Below are 13,662 nucleotides of genomic sequence, written 5' to 3'. Positions count from 1 at the left end.
ACTCAAACTATATACCAGGCATGCCTTGCAATGCCACCGAGTTGGTGCACTTTAGAAAGCGTATAGGCGTTAAAGGCTTTAATCTTATTTTTAAAATGAGTGTCGCCTTGCATGGAAAACAAGCCCAAGGGGCAACAGTATTAATTGACACCACGGTACAAGAGAAAAATATCACCTATCCCACCGATGCCAAACTTGCCATTAAAATCATCAATCGCCTTAACAAGCTAGCAAAGCGTCATGGCATTCAACAACGCAGAACCTATGTTAAAGAAGTTAAAAACTGCCGCTTAGCCATTCGTCACTTCCATCATGTTAAAAAGCGTGCCAATACACCATAGAAGAGAGTGATTGCATTAAAGACTGTAATGACATTAATTTAGATTTCTCAGTGAAAAAACAAAATTGCCAGAGTATAATTAGAGACTTTTGCATAACTCATAATTCTCCACCCTAATTTCAATTTTTAGATTTTTTCAAAAATATTTTCAAAACTACCTGTATTTTTTTCATAAAGTCCAAAAAAAACCTTATTTTCCCAGCTGTTTATTGCTTTATTTCCCTATTTTTAGTCCTCTCCCACTCATTGNAAAAAGGAGAATATATGAAACAGAACTACCACATGAATGCGAATACTAATGCACATTCAAGAGCGATTATACACGGGGCTAAGGCTTCGAATACTACCTTAGCACACCGCTTTGGTGTTAGCACTAAAACCATTGCCAAATGGAAGAGTCGTGATTTTGTTAAAGACAAAACCTCAAGACCAAAGACAATACACTACGCTTTAAATGAGACCGAGCGTGAGATTATTCGAGTAGTACGAACCCTCACTTGGTTAGAACTTGATGACTTAACTGATAGTATTGTTGCCTGCATGCCAAATGCCAATAGGAGTAATGTATATCGCACTTTGGTGTGTTTTGGCATTAACCGAGTGCCACAAGAAAAGAAACAACAAGCCTCTACATTTAAGGAATATGAGCCTGGATATTTACACATTGATGTTACCTATTTACCAAAACTAGCGGGTAAGAAGCAATATTTGTTTGTTGCCATTGATCGTGCTACTAGGGTGCTTTATTTTGAGATTTATGAGAATAAAACCGCTATCAATGCCGTTGAGTTCCTTAATAATTGCAAGGACTTTTATCCTTTTACAATTACGCATATATTAACTGATAATGGCTTAGAGTTTACTGATAAGTTTGTCACTAAAGACAAGCAAGTTAGTGGTAAACACAAATTTGACAAACTCTGTTCACGCAGTGAGATTGAGCATCGATTAACACAGCCTGCAACCCCTAAAACCAATGGCATGGTCGAGCGCGTCAATGGCACGATTAAGAATGCAACAGTTAAGGCGATAACGTATCAAAACATTGATGAAATGAAGCAAGATTTGAACAAGTTTTTGATTTTTTATAATTTTAATCGTGGACATGGTGGACTTAGAAAAGAGATTAAGGTAAGGACGCCTTATGAGGCTTTAGAGTATTGGTATAATTTGAAGCCTGATTTGTTTATCAGAAAGCCTGATATGTTTCGGAGTGTGGTTTTTGAAAGTAGGGGATAACGTGGTGAAACCTGACACTTGTGCCAGCATTTATTCTTACTGGAGTGTCTTGACTTTCCAAAGTAAGATATATAAAATGAGCGTTCAAAAATTTAAATAAAGATAGATAATGAAACCACAGATAGCAAGCATATTAACGATATTGAGTCTTTTTACATCAGCAAGTCTTTTAGCAAATGAGCCAATTCAACCCATCCCAACCAAGGCAGAAGTTAATGAATTACAGTCTGAGCTAGGGAAGAAGCTTTATTTTGACCCGCGGTTATCAAAATCAGGATTTATATCTTGCAACTCATGCCACAATTTAAGCATGGGGGGAACAGACAATTTAAAAACATCTATAGGGCACAATTGGCAACAAGGTCCTATTAACTCTCCTACTGTTTTAAATTCAACTTTTAACATAGCCCAGTTTTGGGATGGAAGAGCAAAAGACTTAAAGGAGCAAGCAGGAGGGCCGATTGGAAACCCAAAAGAAATGGCATCTAATCATGATCTTGCAGTAAAAGTAATCTCTTCAATTCCAGCTTATGTGGAAGAGTTCAAGCTTGCATTTGGCTCAAGTAAAGTAGATATTGATAAAATTACTACGGCGATTGCAGAATTTGAAAAAACATTAATAACACCAAACTCACGCTTTGATCAGTGGTTAGCAGGAAAAAAAGAAGCCATCACTCTTCAAGAAAAGGCAGGATATGAACTATTCAAAACAAGTGGTTGCGTAGCTTGTCACAATGGAGTAGCTATTGGAGCAAGTACTTATCAAAAAATGGGAGTTATCAAACCTTACAAAACTGAAAATAATGCAAAGGGTCGTTTTTCGGTTACTGGAAAAGAAGCAGATAAATTTGTATTTAAAGTACCTACATTAAGAAATATAGAATTAACTTATCCGTACTTTCATGATGGAAATGCCTCTAGTTTAACTGAAGCTGTAAATATTATGGGTAACATTCAATTAGGCAAAGAATTTACAAAAGAAGAAGCTTCTAAAATTGTAGCCTTTTTGAAAACACTAACAGGAGACCAGCCTAGCTTCAAAATGCCTATATTGCCTCCATCAAATAATACAACACCGAAGCCAAATCCATTTGGTAAATAGTCTAACAAGCTATTCAACACTGGAAAGGCGTTATACATTTAGAGAAGGAGCGTAAAGTAATGAGATATTTTGTGATTTTAGGAATTGTAGCATTTCTTAGTGGGTGTACAGCTGATAGCTATCAGCTGTTAAGAACTGGAAATGTATCTATTAAATTGGAGCCATCAAAGAGTGTTTATATTTCTATATCTCGTGATGGAAGATATGGGCAAATAAATTATCAGGGGTCTGGTGCAAATGCCTCGCAGATCATACTAATGGCATTTTCGAAAAATAGCAACTCTGCTGAAACAGCTCGTCAATACCAATCTTTTGATAACGCATTGACCTACGCTAAGGAAAACAACTACGGTTATCTAGTATTTCCAACAATCCTTGAATGGGAGGATAGAGCCACTGTCTGGTCAGGAATCCCAGACAAAGCATCAATAAAAATTGCAATTATTAATGTGGAATCAGGCAAAACCATGGATTCTGCAATCATTAAAGGGAAAAGTGGGATTGCAACATTGGGCGGCGACCATCCGCAAGATTTATTAGTAAAGCCTGTTGCGGAATATGTTAATGAATTATATTAGCCGGAAGTAGTCGCACAACAAAACCAATTAATTTGGACTATTCAAACATTATTGCGATAAAGAAAATACAGAAATTTAGGCATATTGCCTGATGACCAATCATGTGTATATTATAACAATCGAACCTAAATCTTATCTTTTTATATAGCCATCACCACAATCAGCCTTGTCTGGTTGCTTAGGATCAAGTAAACAAAGGGTGTAATCACCATCAAGAGCGGTAAACACAAAGAGCACCAGAACGCTTGCACCTGCTTTGTAATTTGGCGTTGTCCTGCAATATTGTGAACTTATGGTTTTAATATATTCAAGCGGCTTGGTAGTGCTTTCCTTATCCGTTTGTACTGGACATCCTACTATAGATGTATAACTAACAAAGTCTATTAAAGAAAAAAATTGGTCTATACGGTTATCAAGTGTAACAATTACACCTGACCCGTCTTTATTTAAATAAACCTTTTTACTATCAGGATCAGGATTGAGAGGAACTGGAAGTGGGTTTTGCGCTTCCTTGGTAATAGCGACTTTGGCTTTAGTTTTTAATAATTTAATATCTCCTGCACTGCTACTTTCTACTGTTAAATTTTTATTTTTATTGTTTTCAGCACATGCGCCTAATAAAAGAATTGATAGTAAAATTAAACACCAAGTTGTAAATTGTTTTTTTTGCATTACAATAAATCCTATTATTCCCAATTGATATCATTTTACATACAAAATAAATTTTATGAACGGTGAGACCTTTACATAAATAGAAATAATCACCAAGTGGGCAAAAATTGAATTTTGCCAATCATCCTTATTTATGCAAAGGCTCATGGTAGATAATTAATGCTTACATCCCCTTATCTTTGTGCACTTAGAGTTTGAATTTAGGTTATAATTTTTCGCAATTAATTAAACCTTAGGATAAAAAATGAAAAAACTATTATTAGCACTACCTTTCAGCATACTACTAACAGCGTGTGCCACAGAAGAAGTAAAGCCAACCTCAGCTCCAACCCCAGCTCCAGCTCCAGCCCCTGTGGACATTATTGAAAATCCTGCTACATTTAAAACAAAATAAAATTATTTATTAAGAAAGTGTAGTGGCTAACACCTCGGCACTCTCCTGCACTAAATCCAGGTCTCTACCTTCGACCATTATTCGAATTAATGGCTCGGTGCCTGAGGCACGAATCAGCACTCTGCCTGCCTCACCTAAAGATTTCTCTACTTTAAGTTGGGCTTTTTGCAGGGCTTGATGTTGTAATAAATTAATCTTTTCTTTGGTTTTAACATTGATGAGTACTTGCGGATATTTTTGTACCTCAGATTTTAATGCATTGAGTGTCTTACCACTTTTAACAAGCACCTCCAACACTTGCAAGGCAACAATAATACCGTCACCTGAGGTGGTTTGTTCAAGACAGATAATATGTCCTGAGCCTTCACCACCTAAAACAGCATTGTTTTTTTGCATTTGTTCCATAACAAACCTATCACCCACATCGGTTTCGATAAAATCAATACCCAAATCTTTATAGCCGTGACGCACACCAAGATTGGTCATTTGTGTGCCAACTACAGTATTATTTTTAAGTCTATTTTGCGCTTGCCAGGCCTTAGCAATGATGAAAACCAACTCATCACCATCCACTAATTCACCACTGCTATCCACCATCATTAAGCGATCACCGTCGCCATCAAAAGCAATACCTAAATCGGCTTTATTTTCTAATACAGTTTTCTGTAAGTGCTGGGTATCTGTGGCGCCACAATCAAGATTAATATTAAAACCATCGGGCTGATGGTTAATGACAACAATATTGGCACCCAATTCGGCGAATACATTTTCTGCAATGTGATAAGTGGCGCCATTCGCACAATCAATTACAATATTAAGACTAGATAAATCAATGTCTTTATCAAATGTATGTTTACAAAAATCAATGTAACGGCCTAAAGATTGCTCGTGACGAATGGCTTTACCAATATTTTCACTGGTAACACTAACCATAGGCTCACTCAAACGCTTCTCAATAGCCTTTTGGTCTTGGTCGCTAAGCTTAAAACCTTTATTGGAGAAAAATTTAACCCCATTATCTTGAAAATGATTGTGCGATGCGCTAATAACCACGCCCGCTGTGGCACCATAAGTTTGCGTGAGATACGCAATAGCAGGCGTTGGCATTGGACCTAACAAACCGACATCTACACCAGCAGATAAAAAACCTGCTTCAAGCGCAGATTCAAATAAATACCCTGAAATACGGGTATCTTTACCAATAACAACACTGGGGTTTTCGTTTTTTTGTGCCAAAACTGAACCAACTGCCCAACCTAATTTCAAAAAAAAATCCGCTGTGATTGGCTTTATGCCAACTTTGCCTCGTATGCCATCTGTTCCAAAATAATTACTCAACTCACACTCCCTAAAACCATTAATGCATCCTTAGTTTCTGCCACATCATGCACACGCACGATATCCGCACCGTTTTGAACCGCTATTATAGCCCCCACAACACTACCTGTCACTCTTGCGTCTACCTTTTTACCGCCAAGCATTTGCCCAATCATAGTTTTGCGCGATATTCCTGCTAAGAGCGGCAAGCCAAAACTTTTGAATTCTTCAAAGCGACGCAGAATTTTTAAATTGTGTTCATAGGTTTTACCAAAACCAAAACCTGGGTCTAAAATAAGTTTTCTCTCGCTGATACCTGCACCAATACAAGCTTCAATCCTACCTGCAAAAAAATACTTAATATCTTCTATCACATCATCATACACAGGCCTTAATTGCATACTTTTTGGCATGCCTTGCATATGCATCAAGCATACATCAACACCCAACTCACTCGCTGTTTCTAACGCACCATTGACACGCAAAGCACAAACATCGTTAATCATGCTGGCACCTGACTCAACGGCCTGCATCATCACTTCTGGTTTTGAAGTGTCAATTGAGATGGGAATATCAGTAGTTTTAGCAAGCGCCTTAATCACAGGAATAACACGCGCAAGTTCCTCTTTAAGAAAGGTAGGATCAGCATCTGGACGCGTAGATTCACCGCCAATATCAATAATATCAGCACCCTGCTTAATCATACATTGCGCACTTTGAATCGCATCAGAAATATCAAAATGTTGTCCGCCATCAGAAAACGAATCAGGCGTTACATTCAACACGCCCATAATTTTTGCACTCATGATAATAGCAAAGGCAGGCTCTAGGTTGGTTTAGGCTACTTGCTCGCTACCACCATCACTTAATGGTTCTTCAGTAGAATCACCACTTATATCTTCTGATACATCAGCGCCACCTTTACCCAGTTCAGTAGAAGCAACATCAGAGTCAATAATCGCCGCCGCTTCACGCATTGGTTTTCTCTGCATCAAATCGTCAATTTGAGCTTTATCAATGGTTTCAAACTCCATCAAGGCTTTGGTCATTTCAACTAAGATGTCTTTATTGTCTTTTAAAATTTTTAAAGCCATTTGATAATTGCTATCAATAATTTTACGAATTTCAAGGTCAATAATTTTAAAAGTTTCTTCTGAGATGTGCTTATGTTTAGTAACTTGCTTACCTAAAAACACCTCACCCTCATCTTCACCATACGCCAAAGGACCTAAGGTATCTGACATACCCCATTGCTTGACCATCTTATGTGCAATCTCAGTAGCGCGTTCAATGTCGTTACTCGCACCCGTGGTTACTGCATCATCACCATAAATCAAGCCTTCAGCAATGCGCCCGCCAAATAATGCTGCTATTTGAGAATTCAACTTGCGTTTAGAGATGCTGTAACTGTCTTTTTCTGGCAAGAACATTGTTACACCTAGCGCACGACCTCTTGGAATAATACTAACCTTATAAACAGGGTCATGCTCAGGCACCAAGCGTCCAACAATCGCATGCCCTGCTTCATGATAAGCTGTCATTTCTTTCTCGGCATCATCCATCACCATACTTTTTCTCTCGGCACCCATCATAATCTTATCTTTGGCTTTTTCGAACTCTTGCATACCCACTAATTTTTTGTCCTTACCTGCGGTAATCAGTGCAGCCTCATTACACAAGTTTGCTAAATCTGCACCTGAAAACCCTGGTGTGCCTTTAGCAATATTGATAGATTGGACATTTTTTGCAATCGGTAATTTTTGCATATGTACTTTTAAAATTGCATCTCTGCCATTAATATCTGGCAAACCAACCATGACCTGACGGTCGAAACGCCCTGGTCTAAGTAGTGCAGGGTCCAATACATCTGGACGGTTAGTGGCAGCAATAACAATAATACCTTCAGAGCCTTCAAAACCATCCATCTCAACCAACATTTGGTTGAGTGTTTGCTCGCGCTCATCGTGGCCACCGCCCATGCCAGCACCACGCTGACGACCAACTGCATCAATCTCATCAATAAAGATAATGCAAGGTGCATTTTTCTTAGCTTGTTCAAACATATCACGAACGCGTGACGCACCAACACCTACAAACATTTCAACAAAATCAGAGCCTGAAATGAAGAAAAATGGCACTTCTGCTTCGCCTGCAATGGCTTTGGCTAATAAAGTTTTACCTGTGCCTGGCGGGCCCACTAAAAGCACACCTTTGGGGATTTTGCCGCCAACTTTGGTAAATCTGCCAGGGTCGGATAAGAAATCAACCAACTCTGAAACATCTTCCTTGGCTTCTTCCACTCCAGCCACATCTTTAAAGGTGATATCTGACTCATCTTTGCTGATTAATCTGGCTTTAGATTTGCCAAAATTCATTGGATTTTTGCCACCCATACCACCACTGCCTTTCATGGTGTAAAGAATCACACCAATCAATAATAAAATTGGTGCCACTGAAATAACCAACTGCTTAAAAAATCCATCTTTCTCAGGTGGTTTAGCAACCACCTCCACACCGTTGTTTAATAGATCACCCATTAGCCCTAAGTCTCTAGCGCCATAAGTGCTAAATTGCTCACCACCTGCACCGACACCAGTAATGTCGTTACCAGAAATAGTGACGCTAGAAACATCACCCTGCTTAACACTTTGAATAAACTGAGAGTAAGTAATCTCATTTTTATCCTCGCCCATCTCAAACTGGTTAAAAAGTGAGGTTAAGGAAATACCTAAAACCAACCAAAATAATAAATTTTTAAACATAATGCAAAATTAATAAAAAATAAGAAAACAAATATACCCTAATATGTATACTTTTATGTAGAGATGAATAGCGATTTTTCAAGGATAACCAACAAAAAAATCTAAATTCTGTCATAATTCACACCTCACACATTCAATAAAAAGACCATGTCAAAAACTAACTTACTTTCTATCATTCTTATTTCTAGCTTATTAAGCGCTTGTGGTTTTCATGTGCCTAAAAATAGTACACCGATCAATGCATCAGTGACGGGCAATACAAATAGCCTGTTCATCACTGAATTTAAAAAACATCTTGATACAAATACAAAGCCATCTTTACAACTTGAAATTGGTAACGAAGTACAAAGAAACCAAACTGCCGCTTATAAAAAGAATGGTGATTCTAGTAGTTATGTGCTAACACTTAGCGTGCCAATCAAAGTAGTACGCGATCAAAAAGTATTATTGTCAAAAAACTTAACAGCCAGTATAACCATCAAAGAAGTAACACTATCTCAAGCCGATACACTGCAAATTACGAGTAGTTTTTCTCAACTTCGTCAAACACTTATCACAGAATTGTTAAGAATATTACAGCATTTGAATGCAAATTAAGCCTGAACAACTCAGCAAAGTACTGACCAAACAACTTGATTCACTTTACTTTGTTTTCGGTCCAGAGCTTTTATTGGTTGAACAAAGCCTAACACACATTAAAAACACCGCAAAAGCGCAAGGTTTTGACGAGCGCATCAGTTTTGAGGTTAATGGTAATTTTGATTGGGGTAAGATCATTGCCGAACTCTCAGCAACTTCATTATTCTCATCAAAACGCATTATTGAATGTCGTTTGACCACCGGTAAAATAGGACAAAAAGGCTCAAAAGCACTCACTAAAATCGCTGCAAATGTAGCCGATGATATTTTATTTATCGTCTCTACTGGCAAACTGGATTTCGCCCAACAAAAAAGCAAATGGTTCAAAACACTAGAAGCAAATGGCAATATCGTACAAGCTTGGGAGGTACAACGAGACCACCTTGTTGGTTGGATTGCCAACCATATGACAGAGTTAGGCCTTGAGTCCAGCCCAAAGATTGCAGAAAATATCGCTTATTACACCGAAGGTAATTTGTTGGCATCACTGCAAGAAATTCAAAAACTCAAAATGGCTTACCCGAATGGCAATATTGATATTGAAGACTACATACAACAACTTGGTCAACAATCACAATACACCATCTACAACCTAATTGACTCAGCACTGATGGGTGATAGTGAGCAAGTGCTTAAAATTTATGCATTAATGACTACTGACACAGCAATGCCAATTATGCTAAGTGGCGCACTCTATCGAGAGATTAACTCAATCACCGATATGGCAATTGAGTTGCAACAAGTCAAACAAGTTGGTAGCGTGATGAGTAATCACAAAGTATGGAAAAGTAGACAAACAGCCATTGGCAACGCACTAAAACGACTGCCTTACCAGCGCTTACAAAAAATATTATTATCACTTGGGCGTATTGACCGCTCAATCAAAGGCGTGGATAATCTAAATGTCATTGATGAACTACGCATATTGTTACTAACGCTCGCAGGAAAAACACTATGGACTCAATAAAAAATTTAATCACCCTACTCGGTCAAAACGCACGCACCGCTACAAAAACACTGCGCAGTGCAGACACACAGCAAAAAAATAACGCTTTAAACAACATTGCCGCACAAGTGGATAAAGACCGTAAGAATATTTTAAACGCCAACCAAAAAGACTTAGAGCAAAGCAAAAACAATGGACTAGACACAGCATTACTAGATAGATTAATGCTGGATGATACCCGCTTAGACGGCATTATTGAAAGCCTGAGTCAAATTGCTACTTTGTCTGACCCGGTCGGAGAGATCACCGACCTTAAATTCCGCCCAAGTGGCATTCAAGTAGGCAAGATGCGTATGCCACTTGGAGTAATGGGTATTATTTATGAATCTCGTCCAAATGTAACGATTGATGCAGCAGCACTTTGCCTTAAATCAGGCAATGGTGTAATTTTGCGAGGCGGATCTGAAGCCATTAATTCTAATTTGGCACTTTATTCTTGCGTTAAACAAGGGTTAATCAATGCTGGCTTAGACCAGAACTGCGTACAGTTAATTGACACTACTGAACGCTCAGTGGTCAGCGAATTAGTCCAGGCCACAGCCTATATAGATGCCATCATTCCCCGCGGTGGAAAAGGCTTGGTTGAGGCCATTAGTGACAGTGCAAAGGTACCAGTAATCAAACACTTACATGGCATTTGCCACACTTATATTGACAAAGATGCAGACACAAAAAAAGCCATTGATATTGCCTTTAACGCTAAAACGCGTCGCTACGGTGTGTGTAATGCCACAGAAACCTTATTAGTCCACGCTTCTGCGGTTGGTCGCATAATGCCCGAACTCATTGCAAAATTCGTTGCCAAAGGCGTAGAGCTCAGGGGCTGTAAAGAAACAAAAAAACTCTCAAAACAAATTATTCAAGCCACTGAACAAGACTGGGATACGGAATACCTAGATGCAATTTTATCCATTCGCATCGTCAATTCAATGAGCGAAGCAATAGCCCATATTGACCGACACAGCTCAGGACATACTGAATCCATTGTTACTGAAAACTACACTTCTGGGCGTCGCTTTATCACCGAAGTCGACTCTTCCTCAGTGATGATTAACACCTCTACAGGCTTTGCCGATGGTTTTGAATATGGTTTAGGCGCAGAAATCGGCATCAGCACCGACAAATTCCATGTGCGTGGACCTGTTGGCCTAGAGGGGCTTACTTCACAAAAATATATCGTGCTTGGTGATGGGCACACTCGTCCTTAAAAACAATAATAAACAAAATGAATATAGAACAAACATTAGCCATCTTTCAACGCGGCAGCAATGAAATCTTGCCACTTGATGAACTAAGAGACAAGTTAAAACGCAAAAAAATTCTAAAAATCAAAGCAGGGTTTGACCCAACAGCACCCGATTTGCATTTAGGGCACACAGTTTTAATCAATAAACTCAAACAGTTGCAAGATTTAGGACATGAGATTCAATTCTTAATCGGTGATTTCACCGCAATGATTGGCGACCCGACTGGCAAGAGCAAAACTCGCCCACCACTTTCAAGAGAGCAAGTGCAAGAAAATGCCAAAAGTTACACCCAACAAGTTTTTAAAATTCTAGATAAAAACAAAACTAACATTGTCTTTAACTCGCAGTGGATAGATAAATTAACCCCAATAGAGTTTGTTAAACTTGCCTCAATGCGCACTGTTGCCAGAATGCTAGAACGCAACGACTTTGAAGCCCGCCATAAAAATGGTGATGATATTGCAATTCACGAATTTTTATACCCGCTCGCTCAAGGATATGATTCTGTCGTATTGGAGTCTGATATAGAGGTCGGTGGTACCGACCAAAAATTCAACCTATTGATGGGTAGAGAGTTACAAAAGCGTTACGGCAAAGAACAGCAAGTTATCCTTACTATGCCGATTTTAGAAGGTTTAGATGGCGTACAAAAAATGTCAAAATCGCTCAACAATTACATTGCCATTGATGATAATCCTGATGATATGTTTGGCAAAATCATGTCAATTTCAGATAAGTTAATGTGGCGCTATTTTGAGTTACTGAGTTTTGAAAGCCTAGAAACTATTGCTAACTTAAAACAAGAAATGACGCAAGGTAAAAACCCAAGAGACATTAAGTTTATATTGGCTGATGAAATTATCACCCGTTTTCATAACGCTGAATCCGCCAAGCAAGCACAGCAAAATTTTATCGACCGCTTTAGCAAAAATCAAATTCCTAACGAAATGGAGGAATTTAACTTTAATGCAGGTGTCAAAATTGCCAATTTACTTAAAGATGCTGGGCTTTGTCCCAGTACCTCAAATGCCTATCAAATGATTAAACAAGGTGCTGCTAAAATCAACGGTGAAAAAATCACAAACAAAAATCTTGAGCCTGAAATAGGCACAGAAGTTTATCAAGTCGGCAAGCGCAAATTTGCAAGGGTGACAATCAAATAAAGAAAGCGTATAATGCTCATTTTTGGGGATGACATGGCTTCGACGAGGAGTTGGATCTCAAAGATGCATGCCGAGGATAAGAATAACTCGTAAAAGTTTCTTAAAAAAGATAGTTGCAAACGAAAACAACTACGCTCTAGCTGCATAGCTAGCCGCTCCCTTGAGATTGTCTGTATTTCTTGGATAGCGGTCGATTACAGACTCGCTAGGATTATTTTTTCAGGGTAATTCGGTTAAAACTTACTGGGATCGCACTTGCAATCCCTGATGGTCGGGTGGCAAGTTGCTAACTACAATAGACCAGGCTAAGCATGTAGATTCTTTGTTTGAAAGTTTTCGGACGCGAGTTCAATTCTCGCCATCTCCACCAAATTCTTATATTTTTACCACTCAAAATACCTCTAAATGCCTTACAGTTAAGCATTTTATCGTATCCTTTAAATGATAAAAATACTATTTTTTTGATAAATACCCATGTTATGGCTGATATGGATGAATATATTGATTTTGATATTATAAAAAACCTATAACAATACCTGCTTGTTCTTAGATTCACATCATAAGTGCAACACTCAATTAGTCGGTCAAAGGGTATATTAACCACTCTTTAATCCGACAAGAAAAAGGAGTGAAACATGCAAAAATATACACAATTGACCTACGAACAAAGATACCATATTTACCTGCTAAATAGTCAGCCCTTAAAAACCACACAACAAATTGATTTATAACAATAAAACCAACAATAACCCTAGACAAATCAACCAACTTTTGCTAAAATACCTCTTATTTCTTGGTCGTTTTGCTTAAAAAAATGTTAACTAAATCTAGCCCAATATCCACCCAATCAAATCTTTTTCATTCAGAGCTCTTTTCTCAATTAGATGTCAAAGACCCTTTAATACAACTAGCCAACACTATTAATTGGACAGTCTTCGATGATGCCTTTGAACAACATTACTCTCAAAACAATGGCAGACCCTCAAAACCCATCAGGCTGATGGTAGGTTTGCTTTTGCTTAAACAACTAGAAAACCTCTCTGATGAGCGTGTTGTTTTACAGTTTAAGCGCAACCCTTATTACCAATACTTCTGTGGTCACTCAAACTATATACCAGGCATGCCTTGCAATGCCACCGAGTTGGTGCACTTTAGAAAGCGTATAGGCGTTAAAGGCTTTAATCTTATTTTTAAAATGAGTGT

Annotated in this window: 13 protein-coding genes, 1 other RNA gene and 1 pseudogene; 11 read left to right on the top strand and 4 right to left on the bottom strand. The window is 38.4% G+C overall.

The features are described from left to right. From BHECKSOX2_RS07855 to BHECKSOX2_RS07840, 4 genes and pseudogenes are all read left to right on the top strand, one after another. Nucleotides 1-329: pseudogene (locus BHECKSOX2_RS07855) on the top strand (IS5/IS1182 family transposase); the annotation flags it as partial. Between the two features lie 275 nt (nt 330-604). Then, nucleotides 605-1,579: a DDE-type integrase/transposase/recombinase gene (locus BHECKSOX2_RS07850; RefSeq protein ID WP_139683132.1), complete on the top strand. Its 975-nt coding sequence runs from the start codon at nt 605-607 to the stop codon at nt 1,577-1,579. 121 nt (nt 1,580-1,700) lie between these two features. Continuing rightward, nucleotides 1,701-2,681 carry a cytochrome-c peroxidase gene (locus tag BHECKSOX2_RS07845; RefSeq protein WP_425356618.1) on the top strand — a complete coding sequence of 327 codons (981 nt, stop codon included), beginning with the start codon at nt 1,701-1,703 and terminating at the stop codon, nt 2,679-2,681. A 59-nt stretch (nt 2,682-2,740) separates the two neighbouring features. After that, nucleotides 2,741-3,259, top strand: coding sequence for a DUF4823 domain-containing protein (locus BHECKSOX2_RS07840; protein ID WP_139683130.1), 519 nt, complete (start codon nt 2,741-2,743; stop codon nt 3,257-3,259). A 132-nt stretch (nt 3,260-3,391) separates the two neighbouring features. Here BHECKSOX2_RS07840 and BHECKSOX2_RS07835 read toward each other — a convergent pair whose 3' ends face one another. Then, nucleotides 3,392-3,931, bottom strand: coding sequence for a hypothetical protein (locus tag BHECKSOX2_RS07835; protein ID WP_139683129.1), 540 nt, complete (start codon nt 3,929-3,931; stop codon nt 3,392-3,394). A gap of 244 nt (nt 3,932-4,175) precedes the next feature. Between BHECKSOX2_RS07835 and BHECKSOX2_RS07830 the strand changes: the two genes are divergently transcribed. Beyond that, on the top strand, nt 4,176-4,325 hold the full coding sequence (locus tag BHECKSOX2_RS07830) for a hypothetical protein (protein ID WP_180323717.1): 150 nt from the start codon (nt 4,176-4,178) through the stop codon (nt 4,323-4,325). Nucleotides 4,326-4,334: 9 nt separating this feature from the next. On the opposite strand, the gene glmM is transcribed toward BHECKSOX2_RS07830, so the two are convergent. The 3 genes from glmM to ftsH are packed head-to-tail and all read right to left on the bottom strand — an operon-like array spanning nt 4,335 to nt 8,404. Next, nucleotides 4,335-5,663 (bottom strand): phosphoglucosamine mutase, encoded by a 1,329-nt coding sequence (gene glmM / locus BHECKSOX2_RS07825; RefSeq protein ID WP_139683128.1) that lies wholly within the window; start codon nt 5,661-5,663, stop codon nt 4,335-4,337. Continuing rightward, nucleotides 5,660-6,448 carry a dihydropteroate synthase gene (folP, locus tag BHECKSOX2_RS07820; RefSeq protein ID WP_139683127.1) on the bottom strand — a complete coding sequence of 263 codons (789 nt, stop codon included), beginning with the start codon at nt 6,446-6,448 and terminating at the stop codon, nt 5,660-5,662. The genes glmM and folP overlap by 4 nt, the downstream gene beginning before the upstream one ends. 30 nt (nt 6,449-6,478) lie before the next feature. Next, complete coding sequence (gene ftsH / locus BHECKSOX2_RS07815; RefSeq protein WP_139683126.1) at nt 6,479-8,404, bottom strand: ATP-dependent zinc metalloprotease FtsH; 1,926 nt, start codon at nt 8,402-8,404, stop codon at nt 6,479-6,481. Nucleotides 8,405-8,551: 147 nt separating this feature from the next. Here ftsH and BHECKSOX2_RS07810 point away from each other — a divergent pair, with 147 nt between their 5' ends. The 6 genes from BHECKSOX2_RS07810 to BHECKSOX2_RS07785 all read left to right on the top strand — a co-directional run. Beyond that, a complete protein-coding gene (locus BHECKSOX2_RS07810) occupies nt 8,552-9,001 on the top strand; it encodes an LPS-assembly lipoprotein LptE (protein ID WP_139683125.1) in 450 nt (149 codons plus the stop codon). Continuing rightward, a complete protein-coding gene (holA, locus tag BHECKSOX2_RS07805) occupies nt 8,991-10,010 on the top strand; it encodes a DNA polymerase III subunit delta (RefSeq protein ID WP_139683124.1) in 1,020 nt (339 codons plus the stop codon). Before BHECKSOX2_RS07810 ends, holA begins: the two co-directional genes overlap by 11 nt. Then, complete coding sequence (locus BHECKSOX2_RS07800) at nt 9,998-11,257, top strand: glutamate-5-semialdehyde dehydrogenase (protein WP_139683123.1); 1,260 nt, start codon at nt 9,998-10,000, stop codon at nt 11,255-11,257. The genes holA and BHECKSOX2_RS07800 overlap by 13 nt, the downstream gene beginning before the upstream one ends. A gap of 17 nt (nt 11,258-11,274) precedes the next feature. Further along, nucleotides 11,275-12,459 (top strand): tyrosine--tRNA ligase, encoded by a 1,185-nt coding sequence (gene tyrS, locus BHECKSOX2_RS07795; protein WP_139683122.1) that lies wholly within the window; start codon nt 11,275-11,277, stop codon nt 12,457-12,459. Nucleotides 12,460-12,483: 24 nt separating this feature from the next. Continuing rightward, nucleotides 12,484-12,829: a transfer-messenger RNA gene (gene ssrA, locus BHECKSOX2_RS07790) on the top strand. Between the two features lie 444 nt (nt 12,830-13,273). Then, nucleotides 13,274-13,662 (top strand): transposase (locus BHECKSOX2_RS07785; RefSeq protein ID WP_139683121.1); only part of this gene is annotated, 389 nt, incomplete at its 3' end.

The sequence above is a fragment of the thiotrophic endosymbiont of Bathymodiolus puteoserpentis (Logatchev) genome (assembly GCF_900127505.1).
GTDB lineage: Bacteria > Pseudomonadota > Gammaproteobacteria > PS1 > Pseudothioglobaceae > Thiodubiliella.
Note: the sequence above shows the minus strand (reverse complement) of the source record. Positions and strands in the feature narration are given on the sequence as shown.